The organism is Blautia sp. 1033sp1_1033st1_G9_1033SCRN_220408 (assembly GCF_040929965.1).
GTDB classification, from domain to species: Bacteria; Bacillota; Clostridia; order Lachnospirales; family Lachnospiraceae; genus Blautia_A; species Blautia_A ammoniilytica.
The window spans coordinates 206,214-228,780 of sequence record NZ_JBFKZO010000003.1; the positions used below are offsets into that span (position 1 = coordinate 206,214).

The following is a 22,567-nucleotide window of genomic DNA, read 5'->3' on the forward strand; positions in this document are numbered from 1 at the left end:
ACAGCCACTTGTTTGCAGCTGCGGAAGCACTGTTTTTTATCTTAGCATATCTTATTATTTTAAGCAAACTTTATTGAATTTTTTCTTTCCACGCTTCAGGATCACGCCTTCACCCTGGAAGTCTTCTTTTTTCATGGCATGTCGGATGTCAGTATTCTTCTCTCCGTCAATAGAAACTCCACCCTGTTCAATGGCTCTTCTGCCCTCGGAACGGGTAGGAACAAGACCTGATTTTACAAGAAGAGTGATCAGATCAATGGTCCCATCCTCTGCAAAATCACTTTCCTCAAGCTCTGTACATGGCATATGGGCTGTATCTGCACTGCCGCCGAACAGTGCCTGTGCACCGGCCTGGGCCTTCTTTGCCTCTTCTTCTCCGTGAACAAGTTCTGTCAGCTGGTATGCCAGGATATCTTTGGCTTTGTTCAGCTGGCTTCCTTCCCATTTCTCCATTTCCTGAATCTCCTCCAAAGGAAGGAAGGTAAGAAGCTTCATGCATTTGATCACATCTGCATCATCTACATTACGCCAGTACTGGTAGAAATCAAATGGAGAGGTTTTATTAGGATCCAGCCATACAGCTCCGGACTGGGTTTTGCCCATCTTCTTGCCTTCTGAATTAAGCAGAAGAGTGATGGTCATTGCATAAGCATCTTTGCCCAGCTTTCTGCGGATCAGCTCTGTACCGCCCAGCATGTTGCTCCACTGGTCATCGCCGCCGAACTGCATATTGCAGCCGTATTTCTGGAACAGCATGTAGAAGTCATAGCTCTGCATGATCATGTAGTTAAATTCAAGGAAGCTTAAGCCTCTTTCCATACGCTGCTTGTAACACTCAGCTGTCAGCATTCTGTTGACTGAGAAATGAGGGCCAACCTCTCTTAAAAGCTCTACGTAATTCAGGTTCATCAGCCAGTCTGCATTATTCACCATCATAGCCTTGCCATCTGAAAAATCAATAAAGCGTTCCATCTGCTTCTTGAAACAGTCAATGTTATGCTGAATGGTTTCCTTAGTCATCATCTGACGCATATCTGTTCTGCCGGAAGGATCTCCGATCATACCTGTACCGCCGCCTAACAGTGCGATAGGACGGTTGCCTGCCATCTGAAGACGTTTCATCAGGCAAAGTGCCATAAAGTGTCCTACATGAAGACTGTCTGCTGTGGGGTCAAAGCCAATATAAAATGTAGCCTTACCATTATTTACCAATTCTTTGATCTCGTCCTCGTCTGTCACCTGCGCGATCAGACCTCTCGCTTTCAGTTCTTCCCAAACTGTCATCTTTCTTTCCTCCTGTTAATAAAAAAGTCCCGGCTCCTTGTCCTTTTAGGACGAGAACCGGGATCCCGTGATACCACCTAAATTTGCTGAGAACTCACATTCTCTGCCTCCGCAAGTGACTGGCTCTTATAGCAAATCACTTCAGCCTTGTAACGGACGCCACACCGCCGCAGCCTACTAAGACAGATCATCTGTTGGGTGCGGAACTCCGGGAGGTATTCACATAATTTCCACCTGCGCCTCTCACCCTCCGGCTGCTCTCTGTAGACTTATCCTTATGCTACTCTTTCCCATCCAAGTCTTTTTCTGATATATTTGCAAGTATACAAAGATGCCCCCAAAAAGTCAAGGCTTTTCCAGGGTGCTTTTACAACTTAATGCAATGCAGTCACCGTTTTAAAAGAAATCTGCACCATACCAAAATTATAAAAAATCAGTTTATTGTTCTCCATACACCGGTTCTTTCAAAATTCTCTGCCGCCATTCCTGCTGCTTTTACGATCTTCGGATCGTATCCCAGCATATCCAGAAGACGTATCGCATTTCTGGTGGTTGCCCTTCCTTTTCTCAGGATATAATCAAACACCACTTCATGCTCACGTACCTCTTCCTGAAAATGGTAATTCTCATAAACACCATTCAGGATATAAGAAAGCTCAATATCATGAGTGGCTGCAAAAGGCAGGATCCATTTTTTGTCAAGAGCATTCAGGATCTGAGAGGATGCAGCTATTCTTTCAATCGTATTGGTTCCTCGAAGGACCTCATCAATGATGCACAATAGAGGAACTTCTTTTTTACCTTCATCCAGAATCCTTTTCAGGGATTTGATCTCTACAATAAAATAACTTTCGCCGCCGGACAAATCATCCCTAAGAGCCATGGAAGTCATAACCTTCAAAAAAGGAGCCTTGTAACAGCTGCAGGTACAGGTAAGTAAGGTCTGCGCCAGAATACTGTTTAAAGCCACATTTTTAAGGAATGTAGACTTTCCGGAAGCATTGGAGCCTGTCACAAGTGTGCCGCCCTTAGCCTGGATACTGTTGGCAACTGCTTCTGTAAGAAGGGGATGATACAGATCAGCCGCTTCCAGGGAAACAGGCTGTGCTGTAGTATAAGGCAGAAATTCCGGCCTGCACCAGTAAGACAGCATTTCACGAAAGGATGCTATAGAAATAGCAGCATCCAGTTCTCCGATGCATTGGATCATCTGCAGGATCTGCCCGGTCTTTCCCTGAACCTGATCCAGCAGGCTGTTATATACAAGAATATCTACATGGGTGAGCATACGCACATAGTCCATCACTACCTGAAGGCCATCCCCAGCTCCATTACTGCCAGTGATAAAAACAGATCTTTTCCGAATTTTGTGAAAGGCCTTCCTGCCCTCCCTGATACCATCCATCTGCTCCTTGATTTCCGGCCAATCCACTGGTTCCAATTCATCTGCAGCTGAAAGCATACGTATCAGCTGGGAAAAACAGATAAGGTAGGCTTCGATCAGCTTCCTGTCCCTGCCGGCATAATACACCACCACATTGGTGATCATGATGATCAGCAAAAAGAAAAATCCATAAACCGGCGAAAAAGGAAGGATCACCAGGCTGGCCAGAAGTACCAGAAGAAGGACCGCATGAATCCCTGCATGCACTCTTGGCGCATCCTTTAAGGCCAGTACTGTATCCGAGAGAGAGCCTGCGCCATTTTTGCTGATTTTGGCCAAAGACTGCAAAAGCCTTTCTCTTTTTTGCTGGGAAGCAGCAAAGAACTGAATCAGATCTTCTCTTTTATCTGCTTCTTCTTTTGAAAACACGGGAAGCCTCATCATGGAATAAAGCACATCCTCTCCTGGTGAGGAAATGGTCTGATTCACCATCATATACATACTGTCCAGATCCAGGTCATTCCAGGTAATGTCATCAATATAAAATCGATCTTCTTTTATCCGTTTGTAGTAATGAGAGATCTTATCCAGATCCCCTGGCTCATATCTACGCTGCGACGGCTTTCCGTACGCGTTTCTGATCTTTTGAAGAAGCTGTTTTTGGTTTTTCCTGTTTTCATGCAGTATCCATATGACAAACAGCAGGATAAATCCTGCTGCCATCAAAATCGATGTAAGGTATGAATGGTTCATCCCAGCCTCCTTTATACCCAGTCAACAAAAAACATATGATCCTTATATTGACAGGATTTCACTTTACTGAAATTAAGTGGCTGTTTCCAGTATGCACTGATCGTCATAAAATACATATAATTGAAGTCTTTTGTATCAATGCCTTTCAACGTTCTCTTAGTCCCATTTGTCACATATTCATTAAAAATCTTCATCGCTTCACTGGCTGCCTGATAAGCAAGCTCCCTGTTATCAAACTGCCCATTCAGACGTTTCAGAAGTACTCCATTTGTCACAACTGAATACTGTGGGAACGTGGTGCCATGGTACAGCACATAACGTACACTGGATGGAAACTCCCTGTCTGCCTTAATGGTACGGTTCAGCACGGTAAGTACTACAGCTTCCATACCTACCAGCCCCTGATTGCCAGCCTCAGACTCGCAGAAAGCTGCCAACAGATCCAGATCAGACTTTTCTCCGTTAGCAACACCCGGATGGCTTAAGTATTCCTTCATTACTGTATAATTTCTGGCATTTTTCTCATCATAGACAATCATGGTCTTATCATTGGCAACCACATTTGGAGCAGCAACCTGAGAAGCAACACCGCTGGAGCTGAACTTATAAGATATACCGTCGATCACTGCTGTTGTATTGGTATACATAACCCCTTTGGAATTAAAATAATATGTTTTGCCATTTAATGTAAGCCAACCGGTCTGTGCACGTCCATCCGTTGGATTAAAATAATATTTCTTCTTTGAAATGGTGTAAAAGCCCTTCTGGTAACGGAAGCCTGTTGATTTTACAAAATAGTAATATGCTCCATCTACCTTCTGAAGACCGGTATACATAAAACCGCTCTTTGGGCTGAAATACCGGGCATGCTGTTTGGAATTCACTACCCAGCCTGTAGCCATACGGCCGGAACCGGAGAAGTACCGCTTCCTGCCGGAAACAGTTACCCATCCCTTCAGCATGGCACCTGTGTTCTTTTTAAAATAATACCGGTATCCATTGGCATCTTTCATCCATCCAGTAACCATACGTCCGTTTGCAGGGGAAAAATAACGTGTGATCCCAGACTTGTCCTTTACAAAGCCGGTGGCCATGATCCCTTTGCCCATGGAAAAGTACCGTACTTTCCGGCCCTTACTGTCTAACTGCCAGCCCTTTACCTGTACCCCTGTTTTCTTATTGAAATAATATTTCTTTCCGTTCAGGTTCAGCCAGCCTTTATGCTTCTTGCCGCTGTCATCTATGTAGTATGTTTTCCCTTTTACTGTACGAAATCCCTTGGCAGCAGCCTTTACTTCCCCTGCTCCCATTTGTAATGTGAGTACTGCAGCAAATACCGCTAACAGCACCAGTAAAAAATGATTCCTGGAAAATTTTTTTGCTTTTTCACTCATATCCGTCTCTCCGTTTGTCAAATTATGTCGATTTCATTTCAAAGATTACAAAGTTGTTAAATTTCTTTCATTATATCCTAAGATAATAAATCTGTCAATTCATTGTAATTATGTTGCTGTGCACAGGTGTAATTATGATTCACACAAATCTTGTCCTGTTCATAAGATGAAGTGTAAACAATTTCTGGAGGATTTTAACATGAGTGATTTAGCAGCTACCAACTGTGGATGTTCTGAGGAAAGATCCGGATGCGGATGTGGATGTGACAACGGATGCGGATGCAACAGCAATGGATGCGGATGCGGCAACAATGGATGCGGATGCGGCAACAATGGATGCCTGGGCTTCAACAACCTGAACAACGGGAACTGTAATTGCATACTCTGGCTCATCATCATACTTTGCCTTAGCGGATGCAATGGTTATGGAAACAACTGCAATGGCTGCGGCAGTAATGACTGCAGCTGGCTGATCATTGTACTTTTGCTCCTGTCAGGCTATGGCGGATGCGGATGTGGATGCTGATCATTCCTGTCCTTGGGGCGCTTAATGCGCCCCTTTTGTCTGTGGGTTTCTCTCTTTTTCCCGTTCCTCCTGATCCTTTCTTTTTTGTTCCACACATTCCAGATCTATTTCATAAAAGGCAGTTCCATCAAAAATAATTCGCTGCCTGCCATTCTCTTTCTTTTCCATATCGATCTCCTGCTTTCATTCTTTCTATCAGTTTATGTCACAGGCCGCTGTCCTGTCATATTTTAATAATAAAATCATAAATTAGTAAAGATCACGGGGCAGATCTGCCCCTATTTAAGGAGGTTTTAAATGGATCAAAACTGGAAAGACAACCCTAAACTGTCACAATTAGACCGCGGGAAATTAGATATGCTTTCCCAACTGGCCATGCAGGGAGCAGGGAAAAGCCCTTCCCAGATGCTGCCTTACATCATGAGTGCAGCTGCCCGGGGAAAGCAGGCAGGTATGAATTTTTCAGATAATGAGATTGATACCATCATACAGGTACTAAAAATTGGAAAAAGCCCGGAAGAAACCCGGAAACTGGATCAGGTAATACAACTTATGAAAATGATAAAATGAATATAAAAACAGCCATGAACCAATTTCTGCTGTTCATGGCTGAATCATTTTACTCAGATTTTGAAATACCTTCCATCATGCATTCACGTAAAAAAGCAAGAGCATGTGCAGTTGCCTGCTGTCGGATCTTGGTGCGGTTCCCTGTGAAATGGAACTCCCGTGTAACAACCTTGCCATTATAACAACAGCCCATAAATACAGTGCCCACAGGTGTTTCCTTTGTGCCTCCGTCAGGGCCTGCCAGCCCTGTAATAGAAAGGCAGATGTCAGCCTCTGCCGCATTACATCCTCCCTTTGCCATTTCCTTTGCGCATTTGGCTGAAACAGCACCTTCCAGCTTCAGTGTGGCTTTCTTTACGCCAAGGCATTTTCTCTTGGCACGATTACTGTATGTGACAAAACCATGGGTAAATACCTGGGATGCACCTGGCACATTCACGATCCTGGCTGCAATCTCTCCACCTGTGCAGGACTCAGCCAATGCAAGTGTGAGCTGCTGGTCACGAAGCATATCTACCACCGCTTCTTCCAGTGTTTTCTCTGCCTCAGTTGCAAATATATTTCTGCCAAACCTGCGTTTCAGTTCCCTTACCACAGGTTTGATCAGTTTTTTGCCTTCCTTCTCGTCAGACGCCTTTGCAGTGATCCGCAAATGTACTTCACCTACTTTTGCATAAGGTGCAATGGTAGGATTGGTCTGTGCCTGGATCATATCCTGAATATCCTCTGCCACCTGGCTCTCGCCAATCCCGCAGATCTTCACTACCTGGGAGTAAATGATTTCCGGCTGTTTTTTGCGGAGATAAGGATAAACCTCCTCTGTAAACATAGGCTTTAATTCTACCGGAGGTCCGGGAAGCAGAATGGCAATCTTCCCATCCTTCTCAAGGATCAGCCCAGGAGCTGTCCCATTGTGATTATCCAGTACAAGTGCCCCCTCTGGAATGAGTGCCTGCTTATAGTTATTCGATGTGATGCGGCGCTGGGAATTATTTTTCTTATATTCTTTCATATAGCGCTCGATGCGCTCCTTGGAATGTGCATCCTCAACAAGAGGCATCCCCATCACTTCAGCTGTTACCTCTTTGGTAAGGTCATCCTCTGTAGGTCCAAGACCACCGGTAAGGATCACAACATCAGACCGGTCCAGTGCCGTACGGATCACTGCCTTCATCCGTTCTTCATTGTCTCCTACCACACTCTGATAATATACAGTCAGACCAAGGTTCGCACATTCCACTGCCAGATATGCACTGTTGGTATTCACAATATTACCAAGCAATATCTCGGTTCCTACCGTTACAATCTCTGCAATCATATTTTTTCCTTTCGCAGTTATTATTCCTGCATGGATAATACGTTCTTATTCTCCATAATGTAAGTCAACAGTGAGATAATCGTCAATGCCAGTGAGATCCATACAAAACCACGGGCAAGGATGTGAAAGATGCCATCAAAGTTCAGGATCAGCAAAATGATCATGATCATCTGAGCGGTTGTCTTAAATTTGCCCCAGTAATTGGCTGCGATCACTACTCCGTTCTCAGCTGCGATCAGGCGGAACCCACTGATAATAAATTCTCTGGCGATGATGATGATCACAATCCAGGCCTCCAGACGGTTCAATTCCACCATACAGATCAGGGAAGAGCATACCAGAAGCTTATCAGCCAGAGGATCCATAAACTTTCCAAAATTCGTAACAAGATTATTCTTTCTTGCAAGATGACCGTCCATCCAGTCCGTAATGCTGGCTCCTACAAAAATAACAAGACAGATATAGCGGTTCGCAGCACCTCCCCAGCCTGTAAGGCTGAACAGGACAAAAAACGGCACCATGATCATTCTTGCAACCGTAAGTTTATTCGGTATATTCATCTTCCAATTCTCCTATCAAGTCATATTCCAATGCACCGGTGATCCGTACATTCACAAAATCTCCTGTTACCAGAAGCTCTCCTGTCTGCACAAAAATATAGCCATCTACCTTTGGTGCATCTCCATAAGTCCTGCCAATATAAGCACTTTCTCCTGAAATCTGACCTTCGATCATCACAGATACTACCTGCCCGACCCTCTGCTGGCCCTTTTCCAGGGATATTTCCTGCTGAAGCTCCATCAGCTGATCTTTTCTTTCTTCCTTTAATTCTTCGGGGATCTGTCCCTCCATGGAAGCAGCTGGTGTATCTTCTTCCTGAGAGTAAGTAAAAACTCCCAGACGGTCAAATTCCATCTGATCCACAAAATCCATCAGTTCCTGATAGTCTTCTTCTGTTTCTCCTGGGAAACCGGTGATCAGCGTGGTACGAAGGATAATATCAGGAATCTCACTGCGAAGCTTCTCTATGATTTCCACCAATTCTGCTTTTGTTGTCCTGCGGCCCATTCTTTTCAGAACCGGATCGCTGGCATGCTGGATTGGAAGATCTAGATAATTACATATCTTTTCTTCTTCCTTCATGACCTGGATCAACTCATCATAAATCTCTTCCGGATAGCAATACAGAATACGTATCCATCTGATTCCTTGAATCTTACAAAGCTCTTTCAGAAGGATATGAAGAGATTTCTTACCATAAAGATCCTTGCCATATACTGTAGTCTCCTGGGCTACAAGAATCAGCTCCTTCACACCTTGTTCTGCCATATCCATAGCCTGCTTAAGAAGGCGTTCCATAGGAACACTGCGGTACCTGCCACGCAATTTGGGGATAATGCAGTAAGTGCAGTGCTTATCACAGCCTTCTGCAATCTTCAGATATCCATAATGACCACCTGTAGTAAGCACACGCCTGCCCAGATCTTCCGGCAGATAGTCAATGTCTTTAAATTCCTGGAAATGTTTTCCGGCTTTTGCGGCTTCCATTGCCTTCAGGATCTCCCCATAAGAAGTAGTACCAAGAACGGCGTCTACCTCTGGAATCTCCTGAATAATTTCTTCTTTATAGCGCTGTGCCATACATCCTGTAACGATCAAAACTTTACAGGAACCGGCTTTCTTATATTCTGCCATTTCAAGGATCGTATTCACACTTTCCTCTTTGGCGTCTCCGATAAAGCAGCAGGTATTTACAATAATAGCATCTGCCATTGTCTCATCGTCAACAATCTCATGACCATTCCTGGTAAGAAGCCCCAGCATTTCTTCTGAGTCCACCAGATTCTTGTCACATCCCAGGGAAACAAATAATAATTTCATATAATCATGCCTCTTCTGACAAAGACTCCTCTGCAGAAGCAGTATTCTCCTCTTTTGATGTCTCTGTTGCTGTCTCTTCTGCTGCAGCTACTTCTTCCTCATCCTCATGCTTGCCAGGAAGGATCTTTACTTTTCCTTTGTAAAGTTCATCAATAGCAATGGCCAGAGGTTTCTTTCCGGCTGCTCCTTCTACAAGTGGTTTGGATCCGGCGATCAGCTGGCGTGCACGCTTACTGGTAGCAAGTACCAGAGAATAACGGCTGTTCAGAACCATGCTCTCGTCGTCGTCTTCGTTATTTGTATTGATTGCCTCGATTAATTCTGAATAAGATGGATGAATCATATCTATCCTGCTCCTTTTTATAATTTTATATTGTAAAGTCATTCTCCTGTCCTGACATAGTCCGGACAGGTTCAAACCTTTCACACCTGTAATACGTAAATGTCTGTGATCTTATCTTATCATATTGCACCTTTCAGCCCAGCTGACTGGCCTCCTTACGAAGTTCCTGGATAAAACCAAGATTCCTGCTGATCCGGCTGTGTTCGCTTTGGATGATCCTGTGAAGCTCATCCACACAGATTTCCAGCTCATCATTTAAAAGAAGATAATCATATTCCTCCACACCCTGGGATTCTTCTGCTGCCCTGTGAAGACGGCTCTCGATCACCTGGGGTGTTTCTGTACCTCTGCCAACAAGACGGTTTTTCAGCTCTGACATAGATGGAGGTGCAATAAAGATCAGCAATGCTTCCGGATTCTTTGCTTTGATTTTGCGGGCTCCCTGAATCTCGATCTCAAGGATCACATCCTTACCTGCATTTAGCTGTTCTTCTACATAGGCACGGGGCGTCCCATAATAATTCTTTACATACTGGGCATATTCAATGAGGGCATCCTTTTGGATCAGCTCCTCAAATTCTTCCCTTGTACGGAAGAAATATTCTTTTCCATCTTGCTCTCCCGGTCTGGGGGATCTGGTGGTAACAGAAACAGACAATGCATAATTGTCATATTTTTCCATCAGACGTTTCATTACAGTGCCTTTCCCGGCACCAGAAAATCCAGATACTACAACAAGTATCCCTTTACTCATGGTTCTCTCCCCTGCTTTCATATTCATATACTTCTGCAAATCTTCTGGCAATGGTATCCGGCTGTAATGCCGACAATACAAGGTAATCATCCGATGTGATGATCACTGCTTTTGTCTTTCGTCCCTGTGTGGCATCGATCAGTGAACGGGTGCCTTTGATACTCTGCACCATCCGCTTCACAGGTGCTGCATCCGGGCTTACAACTGCAACAATCTTCTGGGAATTTACCACATTACCAAAACCAATATTAATTAATTTTGCCATAAAACAAATCTCCAGGTTCTTTACTCAATGTTCTGAATCTGCTCACGGATCTTTTCGATCTCTGTTTTCAAATCAATGGCAATATCTGATATCACAAGATCACTGGACTTGGAAAGAATGGTATTGGCTTCCCGGTTCATCTCCTGTGCCATAAAATCCAGCTTACGTCCAATACCGTCGGACTCCTCCAGCATTTTCCTCATCCCGGCAATATGGCTGTGAAGCCGTACTGTCTCTTCATCATTACAGATCTTATCAGAAAACATCACAACCTCAGCTGCGATCCTGGCATCATCAAACTGGGTATCTGCCAGAAGTTCATGAACCTTAGCCTCCAGTTTCTCTTTGTAAGCATCTACTACAAGCGGAGAGCGCTGCTCTACTATCGTCACCTTCTCATCCAGCCCCTGCAGCTTCAAAACCAGATCATTCTTCAGGTGCTCGCCCTCACGTTCCCTGGCTGCAACAAACTTCTCACATGCCTCCATAAGAGGCTGTTCAAGACAGTTCCATAACTCCTCTTCATCCAGTGACTGCTCCTCCATAGTAAAAACATCCGGATATCTGGAAAGTGCGGACACCTTCATGTCGTAGTCCAGACCAAAATCCTGTGCCATTTCTTTCAGATAGCCAAGATATTCCGCTGCCAGTTCTCTGTTATACTTCAGCGATCCCTGGCTCAAGGTATAATCTTCATAGGAAATAAATACATCTACCTTGCCTCTCTGAATATATTTCTTCAGAAGATTTCGCACAGTACTCTCCAGAAAGCTAAGCTTTCTGGGCATCTTTATACTCAGGTCAAGATATCTGTGGTTTACAGATTTTAACTCAACTGTTATTTTTCTTTCTTTCGTGATAACTTCGGCTCGTCCGAAGCCAGTCATGCTTTTTATCATTGTCTTTCTTTTCTTCCTCCGAACATATAGATTTATTATAATTCATTCAATAACCCTAGTCAAACCCTTTTTTTACGTGTATACTAAAGTAAGTGCACAAACAAAGCATTAAGGCTGTTGGAAGCTTTGCCAGGTGCATTTACTTTTTAACGTATATTCCCTCTGAAAGGAGTTTTTCATATGGCATTTGACGGCATCACCATTGCAGCAATGGTAAAAGAACTGAACACCAGCCTGAAAGGCGGCAGGATCAACAAAATCGCCCAGCCTGAAAGCGACGAGCTGCTGATCACAGTCAGAGGCCAGGATGGCCAGAAGCGGCTGCTGCTCTCCGCTTCCCCATCCCTGCCTCTGCTTTACTTTACATCTAAGAACCGTATCAGCCCCCTTACTGCTCCCAATTTCTGCATGCTTTTACGGAAGCATATCGGCAGTGCGCGGATCACAGATATTACACAGTCCGGCATGGAGCGTGTAGTACAGTTCCACCTGGAACATTTAAATGAATTAGGAGATGTATGCCATAAAATACTGATCATGGAGCTTATGGGCAAACACAGCAACCTGATCTTCTGCGATGACAAGGGTATGATCCTGGACAGCATCAAACATGTTTCTTCCAATATGAGTTCTGTCCGCGAAGTCCTTCCAGGCCGTGAATACTTTATTCCCAAAACCCAGGACAAGCTGGATCCGCTTACCATCACAGAAGAAGAATTTATATCCGACATCTGCCCAAAGCCACTTCCGGCGGCCAAAGCCATTTATTCATCCCTTACAGGGATCAGTCCTGTTATGGCTCAGGAAGTCTGCTTCCGTGCATCTATTGACGGAAATGATTCCATGCAGTCTCTTAATGAAGCTGCACGCACTCATCTTTACCATACCTTTGCAAGGATCATGGATCAGGTAAAAGAAGGCAGTTTTACCCCTAATATTATATTCCGGGGGGATGAACCTGTGGAATACGGAGTGCTGGATTTCCAGCAATATGGGCTGGAATACCATAGCGTATCCTTTGACAGCGTTTCCCAGATGCTGGAAACCTACTATGCCTCCAGGGATCTGATCACAAGGATCCGTCAAAAATCTGCTGATCTTCGCAGGATCGTCCAGACAGCCTTGGAACGCAACCGCAAAAAGCTGATGCTTCAGCAAAAACAGATGAAGGATACTGAGAAAAAAGACAAATACAAGATATATGGTGAATTGATCAACACCTATGGTTATGGTCTGGAAGAAGGTGTAAAATCATTTAAAGCTTTGAATTACTATACCAATGAGGAAATTACCATTCCTTTGGATCCTCAACTTACCCCTCAGGAAAATTCCAAAAAGTATTTTGACCGGTACCAGAAGCTGAAACGTACCCAGGAGGCACTTGAAGAACAGATCAAGGAAACCACGGAAGAGATCCAGCATCTGGAATCTATTTCCAATGCATTAGATATTGCCCGCGAGGAAAGTGATCTATCCCAGATCAAAGAGGAACTGACAGAATTTGGTTATATCAAAAAGCATTATACCTCCAAAAAAGGTGCCAAAATGCAGACAAAATCCAAACCCTTCCATTACATATCCAGTGACGGGTATGACATCTATGTGGGAAAGAACAATTATCAGAATGATGAACTGACTTTCAAATTCGCATCCGGAAACGACTGGTGGTTCCATGCAAAGAAAATGCCAGGTTCCCACGTAGTAGTCAAAACAAAGGATGGTACTCTTCCGGACCGCACCTTTGAAGAAGCCGGCAGTCTGGCCGCCTATTATTCTCAGGGCCGTACTGCCCCTAAAGTAGAAATCGATTATCTGCAAAAGAAAAATGTAAAAAAACCAGCTGGCGCAAAGCCAGGATTTGTGGTATATTACACCAACTATTCTCTGATGGCTGTTCCGGATATTTCTTCTCTTTCCGAAGCATAATTCTTTTAGAACAAGCACATTGGTTCAAATACAAAGGAGTTTCATTTTATGAGTATACTAAACGTAGAACATTTGACCCATGGTTTTGGAGACAGAGCCATCTTTCATGATGTGTCCTTCCGCCTTTTAAAAGGGGAGCACATTGGCCTTGTAGGTGCTAACGGCGAGGGCAAATCTACTTTTTTCAATATTGTTACAGGAAAACTGATGCCTGATGAAGGTAAGATAGAATGGTCCAAAAATGTACGGATCGGTTATCTGGACCAGCACTCTGTACTTTTGGCAGGAATGACCATTGAAGATGTATTAAAATCTGCATTTTCCTGGCTTTTCCAGATGGAAGAACGAATGAACAGTATCTGTGATCAGCTAGGGGATGCGTCTCCGGAAGAAATGGAAAATCTGATGGAAGAGCTTGGTACTATCCAGGATACCCTGACTCTTCATGATTTTTACGTAATAGATGCAAAAGTTGAGGAAGTTGCCCGGGCACTGGGGCTTCTGGAGCTTGGCCTTGACCGGGATGTAACGGATCTTAGCGGTGGTCAGCGTACAAAGGTTCTGCTTGCCAAGCTTCTTCTGGAAAAGCCGGATATCCTGCTCCTTGACGAGCCTACCAACTATCTGGATGTAGAGCACATTGCCTGGCTGAAGCGCTACCTTCAGGATTATGAAAATGCTTTTATCCTGATTTCCCATGACATTTCTTTCCTGAATGATGTGATCAATCTGGTTTATCATATGGAAAATCAGGAACTGAACCGTTATGTTGGAGATTATACCCATTTCCAGGAAGTATATGAAGTAAAAAAAGCCCAGCTGGAAGCTGCTTACCGAAAACAGCAGCAGGAAATCAGCGAGCTTAAGGATTTTGTTGCCAGAAATAAAGCAAGAGTGGCCACCAGAAATATGGCCATGTCCAGGCAGAAAAAGTTAGATAAAATGGATCTTATCCAGCTTGCCGCAGAGAAGCCCAAGCCGGAATTTCACTTTAAAGCAGGGCGCACACCAGGTAAATATATTTTTGAAACTAAAGACCTTGTGATCGGATACGACGAGCCCTTGTCCAAGCCCCTTACCATTTCTATGGAAAGAGGGCATAAAATCGCTCTTACCGGTGCGAACGGAATCGGTAAAACTACACTTTTAAAAAGCATCCTGGGTCTGATCCCGCCCCTTTCCGGTTCCTGCGAATTAGGGGACAACCTGCAGATCGGATACTTTGAACAGGAAATAAAGGGCGACAATAAGACCACCTGCATTGATGAGATCTGGGCAGAATTCCCATCCTATACCCAGTATGAAGTGCGTTCTGCACTGGCCAAATGCGGACTTACCACCAAACACATTGAAAGCCAGGTTCGTGTACTCAGTGGTGGAGAACAGGCAAAAGTCCGCCTGTGCAAGCTTGTCAATAAAGAAACCAATGTGCTGCTTCTTGACGAGCCTACCAATCATCTGGATGTGGACGCAAAAGAGGCCCTGAAACAGAGCCTTCTTGAATATCGGGGAAGTATCCTGCTTATCTGTCATGAACCGGAATTCTACCAGGATATTGTTTCTCAGGTATGGGACTGCAGCAAGTGGACCACAAAGATCTTGTGATCCGCTCCTGTGTATCTGCTGCATCCTTAATATTTCTTATACACTTCATAACGATTAATGCCGGGATTATTTTCCCGGCATTCTTATCGTAACATTATTTTCTTGCTTTTCCAAGATAAGCAGCCTTTACGGAATCATTCTCAGACAGTTCCTTACCGGTTCCTGACAACGTGATCCGTCCTGTTTCCATAACATACCCATGATGTGCTGCATTTAATGCCATGTTCGCATTCTGCTCCACCAAAAGGATTGTCTTACCCTGACGGTTGATCTCACGGATAATATCAAACACTCCACGTACAACAATAGGCGCCAGTCCAAGGGAAGGCTCATCCATCATGATCACATCCGGGCGGCTCATCAATGCCCTTGCAATAGCAAGCATCTGCTGCTCTCCTCCGGAAAGAGTACCTGCCAGCTGCCAGCTTCTTTCTTTCAGTCTTGGGAACAGGTCATAACACCAGCGGATATCTTCATCCAGGCTGTCCTTTCTTAGGTAAGCTCCAACCTTCAGGTTCTCAAGCACCGTCAAGTCGGCAAAAACCCTTCTTCCTTCCGGCACAAGGGTAATCCCCTGGGATACAATACTTTCCGGTGTTTTTCCGGCGATTTCCTTTCCATTAAGAAGAACACTGCCAAGGGTAGGTTTCACAAGACCTACAATGGAACGAAGTGTAGAGCTTTTCCCTGCACCGTTGGCTCCGATCAGTGTAACTACTTCACCTTTCGGAACTACAAAGCTGATATCTTTTACTGCCTGGATGCCTCCATAGGAAACACACAGTCCTTTTACTTCCAGTACATTACTCATCTGCTGCACCTCCCAGGTAAGCATCAATTACCCGCTGATTATTCTGAATCTCTTCCGGAACACCTTCAGCAATAGGCTTTCCAAAATCAAGCACATAAATTCTGTCGGAAATCTCCATAACCAGATCCATGTGATGCTCGATCATAAAAATAGTAAGTCCAAAATTATCACGGATTTCTCCAATAAAAGCCGTCAATTCATCGGTTTCCTGTGGGTTCATACCTGCTGCAGGCTCATCCAGAAGAAGCAGGCTTGGATTAGTGGCCAGCGCCCTGGCAATTTCCAGTCTTCTCTGTTTTCCATAGGGAAGAGAGGTAGCCATCTCATTCCTCTCATCTTTTAAACCTACGATTTCCAACAGATGAGTTGCATCCTCCCGCATCTTTTGCTCTTCTTTTCCGTTCAGGTGGAAAGTGGCAGTAAAAAGATTACTGGTTCTTCTCAAATGTTTTGCAATGAGAATGTTCTCAAATACTGTCTGGCTTTTAAAAAGGCGGATGTTCTGGAAGGTCCTTGCAATTCCAAGCTGTGTGATCTTATCCGGGGTAGGTGCAAGCACATGAGTATATTTGCCTGCATTCTGCCCCTGGTATAATTTCTTCATTTTACCCTGTGGATGATTTTCAATGATCTTCTTTCCATTAAAATATACAGCCCCATTGGTTGGTGCATAAACACCGGTGATCACATTAAAAGCCGTTGTTTTCCCTGCACCATTAGGACCGATCAGAGAAACGATCTCACCTTTATCTACAACAATATTCATATTATCAACTGCAACCACACCGCCAAACTGCATCGTTGCATTTTCTACTTTCAGCACATGTTCACTCATTGGAGTTTCCTCCCTTTTTCCTTATTGGATTTTCGCACAAAAAAGTTCCGGATCCCTGCCACTGAAAACTCTTTTGTTCCCATGATACCCTGTCGGAAGAATAGTACAATGATCATAATGATAATAGAAAATACAACCTTTCGGAAACCAGACCGAAGAAGGGGTACATGGAAATCCCCGATATAAGTATCATTATCCAAAAATCTAAGGATCCACTCAGAGCAGGTAATAAACAGGAAGGAACTGATACAGCTTCCTGTCACAGAGCCAATACCTCCGATTACAACGATCAGCAGGATCTCATAAGTCATTGCAGACTTGAACATGGAAGCCTGGATGGTTGTCTGGTACATAGCAAGAAGAGCACCTGAGATCCCTGCAAAAAAGGAACTGACTGTAAAAGCGATCCTTTTATGATGGGCCAGATTGATTCCCATAGCCTCTGCTGCTATCTCATCATCACGAATGGCCTTAAATGCTCTTCCGTAAGTAGAATTGATCAGCATCACGATCACAGCAATACAGATCCCTGATACAATAAACGGGAACAGCACACTTTTGAACGTAGGATAGCTTCTCAAAAGGTTGGAACCATTGGTAAGTGGTCCCAGCTTATCCCACTGGAACACTGCGCGGATGATCTCGGCAAAACCAAGTGTGGCAATTGCCAGATAATCACTTTTCAGACGAAGTACAGGAAGACCGATCAGGTATGCAAAAATAGCAGCTACCACACCGGCAGCCAGGATGCCTATAGCCACAGGAACTGCAAACTGTACGATGCCGCCATCAAAATACTGGTAAACGCTTTCTCTTTGTTCTGTCGGAATGGTAAGGATCCCGTATGTATATGCACCCAGAAGCATGAAGCCTGCCTGCCCAAGGGAAAACAGACCTGTAAAACCGTTTAACAGGTTCATGGAAACAGCAACCAGTGCGTAAATAGCACCTTTTTTCAGGACTGTAAAAATCATGTCTGTAGGATTCATCAGCTGTTCCATAATGTATAAAATCACAAGAAGTCCTGCAATCAGGGCAACATTTATGATCGTTTCTTTTTTCTTTGTCATAATATCCCCTCCTTTTCAGACTTTATCTGTGACTTTCTCACCAAACAAACCTGTTGGCTTGGCAATCAGAATAACGATCAGCAGTGCAAAGGTAAATGCATCCGAAAAGGTGGTCATACCCATTCCTTTAATGATATTCTCGCAGATACCAATGATAAAAGCTCCGATCACGGCTCCCGGGATAGATCCAATCCCACCAAATACAGCGGCAACAAAGGCCTTCAGACCAGGCATAGCACCAGATGTAGGAACAACTCCTGTATAATTAGAAAAATACAGAAGACTGGCAACTGCTGCAAGAAATGATCCAATAATAAAAGTCATGCTGATCACGGAATTGATCTTAATTCCCATAAGCTGGGAGGTTTCAAAATCCTTGGATGCTGCACGCATTGCCATACCGATCTTTGTTTTCTTGATCAGAAATACCAGTGCAAAAACAAGAACAATGGTAAGGATCGGTGTGATCACAGTAACTCTTTTTGTAACAGATCCGAAAATCTCAATCGTGTCACTGATCCACGGAATTGCCGGATACTGCTGTGCCAAGCCTCCTGTAATATAAAGGGCCAGGTTCTGGAGAAGATAAGAAACTCCGATAGCAGAAATCATGATCGACATCCTGGGCGCCTGGCGAAGAGGTTTGTAAGCAACACGTTCAATAAGAAAACCAATAATAACAGTGGCTACGATCATAATGGGGATTGATATGTAAATAGGCAGTGAAGCTGATAAGTAAACCATGATCAGACCTGCTACCATAAAAATATCACCATGTGCAAAGTTGATCAGACGCAGAATACCATAAACCATTGTATATCCAATGGCGATCAGGGCATACTGTCCGCCTACAGAAATACCTGCCAGAAAATATGGCAGATTCTGATTGAACCATTCCATAGAGGAATCCTCCTTTTTCGTTACAGTGTTTTTCCATTTAGCACAGGAAAGGCGGGAACTTGTACCCCGCCTCCTGTGCTATCAAATTCATCAAGTCCTGAAGTTATTATTCTACACCCTGCTCACCAACAAAGTCCCATGCTCCAGTCTCAGTGTTTGCAGTTTTTACATATGCGGTATCTCTCTGCGCATCTCCGTTTTCAGAATCAAACTGTACATTTCCACATACACCTTCATAAGTCACATCCCACAGTGCCTCATTTACTTTAGCCGGATCAGCGGTGCCTGCAGCCTTCAGTGCTTCCAGTGCTACATAATATGCATCATAACCCATTGCAGATACAGCTGCGATCGTATCATCACCACCGTTGTTTGCCAGGTTCTTGGAATCAGAATTGATAAATTCTTTCATGCCATTATCAAAATCTTCGTTACCGCCCTCCTGATAGAAGGTTGTTACATATACCTGTACATCCTTGCCTTCTGCAGCTTTCAGGATAACATTAGAATCCCAGGTATCACCTGCAAGAAGAGGAAGATCCAGTCCCTGTGCCGCTGCCTGCTCAATGATCAGTGCTGCTGCCTCTGTAGAGGTAGGTGCAAAAAATACGTCTGCGCCTGCATTCTTAGCAGATGTAATATAAGATGTGAAATCACTATTTCCATCTGGGAAGGTTTCCTCAACGACTTCACCGCCAAGATCTTCAAAAGCTTTTGTAAAGTAATGTCCAAGTCCTGCGGAATAATCATCTCCCAACTTCGTAAGAACATATGCTTTCTTTGCCTCAAATTTGTCTTTTGCAAAGTTAGCAAGAACAGTGCCCTGGAATGGATCCAGGAAGCAGATACGGAAATAATGAGTATTTCCCTGAGTTACCTGTGGATTGGTGCAGGTAACTCCCAATGCAGGAACACCGCCATCTTTGAAAATATCAGATGCTGCAATGGATACGCCTGAACCATAAGATCCAAGAACGATGGATACTCCGTCACTTACCAGGGTGGAAGCTGCGGAAGGACCTTTATCTGTAGAGGATTCATTGTCAACAATATCAAGTTCCACATTATATTCTTTGCCGTCGATCTCAACGGTAGGTGTTTCACTGTTGGCATACTGGATACCAAGTGTTTCCTGCTTGCCACCTGCTCCATTGTCTCCGGATGCCGGCTCATAAACACCGATCTTTACTGTGTCTGCTGCAAATGCAGGTACGGCTGCGCTAAATACAGTTGCTGCAGCTACTACAGCTGTCATCATTACGGATACTATTTTTTTCTTCATAATTCATTCTCCTCCTTTTTTGTCCCTATAGCAAAGACGTTTGTCTTTACTTCTCGTACATTTTCTGAAATTATACCACGCTTTTATGCTTTAATCAAGTAAAACTTTATCAGCATGGCATATTTTTTTAAATGTAATATAATCGCATTCAAGTGATGCCCATACAGATCATTCATACCTTCTGAATACGAAAAAAGGCGCAGGAGAGATCTCTCCGGCGCCTTTGCCTTTTGATGTATTATACAGCCTGCGTTTTTAAAATGCAAGTATTTTTTATTCTATTGATTGCAATTTACATATTGCATTTTTTCACAGCAGTAATTTTATTTCATTACAAAATTGATGATCTTCTTGGGAACGTAGATTTCCTTGATCACATTACCTGTAAGCTTGCCTTCCAGTGCTTCACGGCCTTTTGCCAGTGCATCCTCCTTGGAGCTGTCTGCAGAAATACTGATAACAACACGGGTCTTTCCATTGATCTGGACCGGTACCTCTACCTCGTCATCTTTCATTGCTTCCTCATCATGCTCCGGCCACTGTGCATGGAAAACAGAATCCTCATGTCCAAGCTTTTCCCAGATTTCTTCGGCCACATGGGGCACAAAAGGAGCCAGAAGGATGGTCATTGTTTCAATCGTCTCTTTATCCACTGCTCCATCAGCATTCTTGGACAGTTCGATCAGCTTGTTGTTATACTCCATGAATTTGGAAATAACTGTATTCAGGCTGAAGCTTTCCAGACGCTGCGTGATGTCATAAACCAGTTTATGGCGTACTTTTATCATCTCTTTGGTTGCAGGAACATCTTTCTCAATACTGTCAAGGGCAAGATTCCAGAATCTCTTCAGGAATTTGGATACACCATCAATACCTCTGTCATCCCACTCAGCATCCAGTTCCGGCGGTCCTACGAACAGTTCATACATTCTCAAGGAATCGCAGCCATAATCTCTTACAAGATCATCCGGTGATACAACATTACCCTTAGATTTACTCATCTTGATCCCATTCTTGCCAGTGATCATACCCTGGTTGAACAGTTTCTTAAATGGCTCATCAAAGTCAATTGCCCCGATATCATACAGGAACTTGGTGTAGAATCTGGAATACAAAAGGTGAAGGACTGCATGCTCCACACCACCGATATACATATCAACTGGCAGGTACTTGTCTGCCTTTTCTTTGGATACCAGCTCTTTATCATTCTTATTATCTACATAACGAAGGAAATACCAGGAAGAACCGGCCCACTGCGGCATGGTATTTGTTTCTCTCTTTGCAGGTGCGCCGCAGCATGGGCAAGTAGTATTTACCCACTCGTCAATTGCAGCCAGTGGAGACTCTCCTGTGCCAGTAGGCTGATAGCTTTCTACCTCCGGCAGGCGCAGGGGCAGCTGATCTTCCGGAACCGGCACTGCTCCGCACTTCGGGCAATGAACGATAGGGATCGGCTCACCCCAGTAACGCTGACGGGAGAATACCCAGTCACGCAGCTTATAATTCACAGTCTTACGGCCAAAGCCTTTCTTCTCGATCATCTCCGGAGCTTCTTTTTTCAGTACAGAAGACTCCATGCCATTCCAGTCACCGGAATTGATCATTGTGCCTACCGCATCTGTGTAGGCTTCTGTCATATTTTCGATCTCTTTACCGTCTTTTGCAATAACCTGGACAATAGGCAGACCGAACTTCTTAGCAAACTCAAAATCACGGTCATCATGGGCAGGTACACACATAATGGCACCTGTACCATAATCTGCAAGTACATAATCAGACAACCAGATGGGTACCTTCTTCCCATTTAACGGATTGATGGCATAGCTTCCTGTAAATACGCCAGTCTTCTCTTTGTCCTGCATACGGTCAACATTGGATCTCATGGAAGAATCAAAAATATACTTCTCCACTGCCTCTCTTGTCTCATCCGTTGCAAGAGATTTGGCAAGGGCGTGTTCAGGTGCAAGAACCATAAATGTAGCGCCATGAAGAGTATCCGGTCTTGTTGTATAAACAGTGATCTTCTCATCTCTTCCATCGATGGGGAATTCCACCTCTGCGCCATAAGACTTGCCGATCCAGTCTGTCTGCATCTTCTTAACCTTTTCCGGCCAGTCAAGCTTATCCAGGTCATTTAACAGACGGTCCGCATATTTGGTGATCCGCAGCATCCACTGACGAAGATTCTTCTTGGTAACAGGAGCACCACATCTTTCACAGCAACCATTTACTACCTCTTCATTTGCAAGTCCTGTCTTACAGGAAGGGCACCAGTTAATTGGGAATTCCTTCTCATAAGCAAGGCCTTTCTTAAACATCTGGACAAAGATCCACTGAGTCCATTTGTAGAAATTAGGATCTGTGGTATTTACTTCCATATCCCAATCGTAAATTGCTGCGATATCATTGATCTGACGCTTAATGTTCTTAACATTGGATGCTGTGGAAATTGCCGGATGAACCCCCATCTTGATCGCATAGTTCTCAGCCGGAAGACCAAATGCATCCCATCCCATAGGATGGATCAGATAATATCCCTGGAGCATTTTGTAACGGCTCCATACATCAGAAATAACATATCCTCTCCAATGGCCTACATGAAGACCATTTCCGGATGGATATGGAAACATATCCAGACAATAGTATTTGGGCTTTTTGCCATCGTTCACATTAATGGGCTTTTCTTCCCATTTGGTGCGCCATTTAGCTTCAATGGCTCTGTGATTATAAGGTGCAGCCATAATTTATTCCTCCTGAATCATTTAAA

General features: G+C 44.0%; 21 protein-coding genes and 1 other annotated feature. Of the genes, 4 read left to right on the top strand and 17 right to left on the bottom strand.

Going from position 1 to position 22,567, the window contains the following annotated elements:
• Positions 1–54: 54 nt before the first annotated feature.
• The 3 genes from tyrS to AB5916_RS03950 all read right to left on the bottom strand — a co-directional run bounded on the left by tyrS (position 55) and on the right by AB5916_RS03950 (position 4,815).
• Positions 55–1,284 carry a tyrosine--tRNA ligase gene (gene tyrS / locus AB5916_RS03940; RefSeq protein ID WP_158420327.1) on the bottom strand — a complete coding sequence of 410 codons (1,230 nt, stop codon included), beginning with the start codon at positions 1,282–1,284 and terminating at the stop codon, positions 55–57.
• A gap of 43 nt (positions 1,285–1,327) precedes the next feature.
• Positions 1,328–1,590: a binding site (T-box leader), on the bottom strand.
• Between the two features lie 127 nt (positions 1,591–1,717).
• Positions 1,718–3,421, bottom strand: coding sequence for a DNA mismatch repair protein MutS (locus AB5916_RS03945; RefSeq protein ID WP_368189333.1), 1,704 nt, complete (start codon positions 3,419–3,421; stop codon positions 1,718–1,720).
• An 11-nt stretch (positions 3,422–3,432) separates the two neighbouring features.
• Positions 3,433–4,815 carry an N-acetylmuramoyl-L-alanine amidase family protein gene (locus AB5916_RS03950; RefSeq protein ID WP_368189334.1) on the bottom strand — a complete coding sequence of 461 codons (1,383 nt, stop codon included), beginning with the start codon at positions 4,813–4,815 and terminating at the stop codon, positions 3,433–3,435.
• 199 nt (positions 4,816–5,014) lie between these two features.
• Between AB5916_RS03950 and AB5916_RS03955 the strand changes: the two genes are divergently transcribed.
• Complete coding sequence (locus AB5916_RS03955; RefSeq protein WP_368189335.1) at positions 5,015–5,341, top strand: hypothetical protein; 327 nt, start codon at positions 5,015–5,017, stop codon at positions 5,339–5,341.
• Between the two features lie 21 nt (positions 5,342–5,362).
• On the opposite strand, the gene AB5916_RS03960 is transcribed toward AB5916_RS03955, so the two are convergent.
• Positions 5,363–5,509, bottom strand: a complete 147-nt coding sequence (locus AB5916_RS03960) for a hypothetical protein (protein ID WP_368189336.1) — start codon at positions 5,507–5,509, stop codon at positions 5,363–5,365.
• A gap of 129 nt (positions 5,510–5,638) precedes the next feature.
• Here AB5916_RS03960 and AB5916_RS03965 point away from each other — a divergent pair, with 129 nt between their 5' ends.
• Entirely contained in the window at positions 5,639–5,911 is a 273-nt protein-coding gene (locus AB5916_RS03965; RefSeq protein WP_158420324.1) for a hypothetical protein, read from the top strand.
• Between the two features lie 49 nt (positions 5,912–5,960).
• Here the strand turns inward: AB5916_RS03965 and AB5916_RS03970 are convergent, their stop codons facing one another.
• The 7 genes from AB5916_RS03970 to AB5916_RS04000 form a co-directional block, all read right to left on the bottom strand.
• Complete coding sequence (locus AB5916_RS03970) at positions 5,961–7,229, bottom strand: competence/damage-inducible protein A (RefSeq protein ID WP_368189337.1); 1,269 nt, start codon at positions 7,227–7,229, stop codon at positions 5,961–5,963.
• Between the two features lie 20 nt (positions 7,230–7,249).
• Entirely contained in the window at positions 7,250–7,789 is a 540-nt protein-coding gene (pgsA, locus tag AB5916_RS03975) for a CDP-diacylglycerol--glycerol-3-phosphate 3-phosphatidyltransferase (RefSeq protein WP_158420322.1), read from the bottom strand.
• The gene (rimO, locus tag AB5916_RS03980; RefSeq protein WP_368189338.1) at positions 7,773–9,110 is read right to left on the bottom strand and encodes a 30S ribosomal protein S12 methylthiotransferase RimO; all 1,338 of its coding nucleotides are present in this window, start codon (positions 9,108–9,110) and stop codon (positions 7,773–7,775) included. Before rimO ends, pgsA begins: the two co-directional genes overlap by 17 nt.
• 4 nt (positions 9,111–9,114) lie before the next feature.
• A complete protein-coding gene (rpoZ, locus tag AB5916_RS03985) occupies positions 9,115–9,453 on the bottom strand; it encodes a DNA-directed RNA polymerase subunit omega (RefSeq protein WP_368189339.1) in 339 nt (112 codons plus the stop codon).
• Between the two features lie 133 nt (positions 9,454–9,586).
• On the bottom strand, positions 9,587–10,207 hold the full coding sequence (gene gmk / locus AB5916_RS03990; protein WP_368189340.1) for a guanylate kinase: 621 nt from the start codon (positions 10,205–10,207) through the stop codon (positions 9,587–9,589).
• Positions 10,200–10,472 carry a DUF370 domain-containing protein gene (locus AB5916_RS03995; RefSeq protein ID WP_158420318.1) on the bottom strand — a complete coding sequence of 91 codons (273 nt, stop codon included), beginning with the start codon at positions 10,470–10,472 and terminating at the stop codon, positions 10,200–10,202. Before AB5916_RS03995 ends, gmk begins: the two co-directional genes overlap by 8 nt.
• Positions 10,473–10,492: 20 nt before the next feature.
• A complete protein-coding gene (locus AB5916_RS04000; RefSeq protein ID WP_368189341.1) occupies positions 10,493–11,371 on the bottom strand; it encodes a YicC/YloC family endoribonuclease in 879 nt (292 codons plus the stop codon).
• Positions 11,372–11,551: 180 nt separating this feature from the next.
• Here AB5916_RS04000 and AB5916_RS04005 point away from each other — a divergent pair, with 180 nt between their 5' ends.
• Together AB5916_RS04005 and AB5916_RS04010 are read left to right on the top strand one after the other, a co-directional pair.
• Positions 11,552–13,297: an NFACT family protein gene (locus AB5916_RS04005; RefSeq protein WP_368189342.1), complete on the top strand. Its 1,746-nt coding sequence runs from the start codon at positions 11,552–11,554 to the stop codon at positions 13,295–13,297.
• A 48-nt stretch (positions 13,298–13,345) separates the two neighbouring features.
• On the top strand, positions 13,346–14,902 hold the full coding sequence (locus tag AB5916_RS04010) for an ABC-F family ATP-binding cassette domain-containing protein (RefSeq protein ID WP_368189343.1): 1,557 nt from the start codon (positions 13,346–13,348) through the stop codon (positions 14,900–14,902).
• A 94-nt stretch (positions 14,903–14,996) separates the two neighbouring features.
• Here the strand turns inward: AB5916_RS04010 and AB5916_RS04015 are convergent, their stop codons facing one another.
• From AB5916_RS04015 to leuS, 6 genes are all read right to left on the bottom strand, one after another.
• A complete protein-coding gene (locus AB5916_RS04015; RefSeq protein ID WP_158420314.1) occupies positions 14,997–15,713 on the bottom strand; it encodes an ABC transporter ATP-binding protein in 717 nt (238 codons plus the stop codon).
• Positions 15,706–16,548 carry an ABC transporter ATP-binding protein gene (locus AB5916_RS04020; protein WP_158420313.1) on the bottom strand — a complete coding sequence of 281 codons (843 nt, stop codon included), beginning with the start codon at positions 16,546–16,548 and terminating at the stop codon, positions 15,706–15,708. The genes AB5916_RS04015 and AB5916_RS04020 overlap by 8 nt, the downstream gene beginning before the upstream one ends.
• Positions 16,545–17,618, bottom strand: coding sequence for a branched-chain amino acid ABC transporter permease (locus AB5916_RS04025; protein WP_173726620.1), 1,074 nt, complete (start codon positions 17,616–17,618; stop codon positions 16,545–16,547). Before AB5916_RS04025 ends, AB5916_RS04020 begins: the two co-directional genes overlap by 4 nt.
• A 15-nt stretch (positions 17,619–17,633) precedes the next feature.
• Positions 17,634–18,518, bottom strand: coding sequence for a branched-chain amino acid ABC transporter permease (locus AB5916_RS04030; protein ID WP_158420311.1), 885 nt, complete (start codon positions 18,516–18,518; stop codon positions 17,634–17,636).
• Positions 18,519–18,624: 106 nt separating this feature from the next.
• A complete protein-coding gene (locus tag AB5916_RS04035) occupies positions 18,625–19,800 on the bottom strand; it encodes an ABC transporter substrate-binding protein (protein WP_368189344.1) in 1,176 nt (391 codons plus the stop codon).
• Positions 19,801–20,123: 323 nt separating this feature from the next.
• Positions 20,124–22,541, bottom strand: a complete 2,418-nt coding sequence (gene leuS, locus AB5916_RS04040; RefSeq protein WP_158420309.1) for a leucine--tRNA ligase — start codon at positions 22,539–22,541, stop codon at positions 20,124–20,126.
• Positions 22,542–22,567 lie beyond the last annotated feature (26 nt).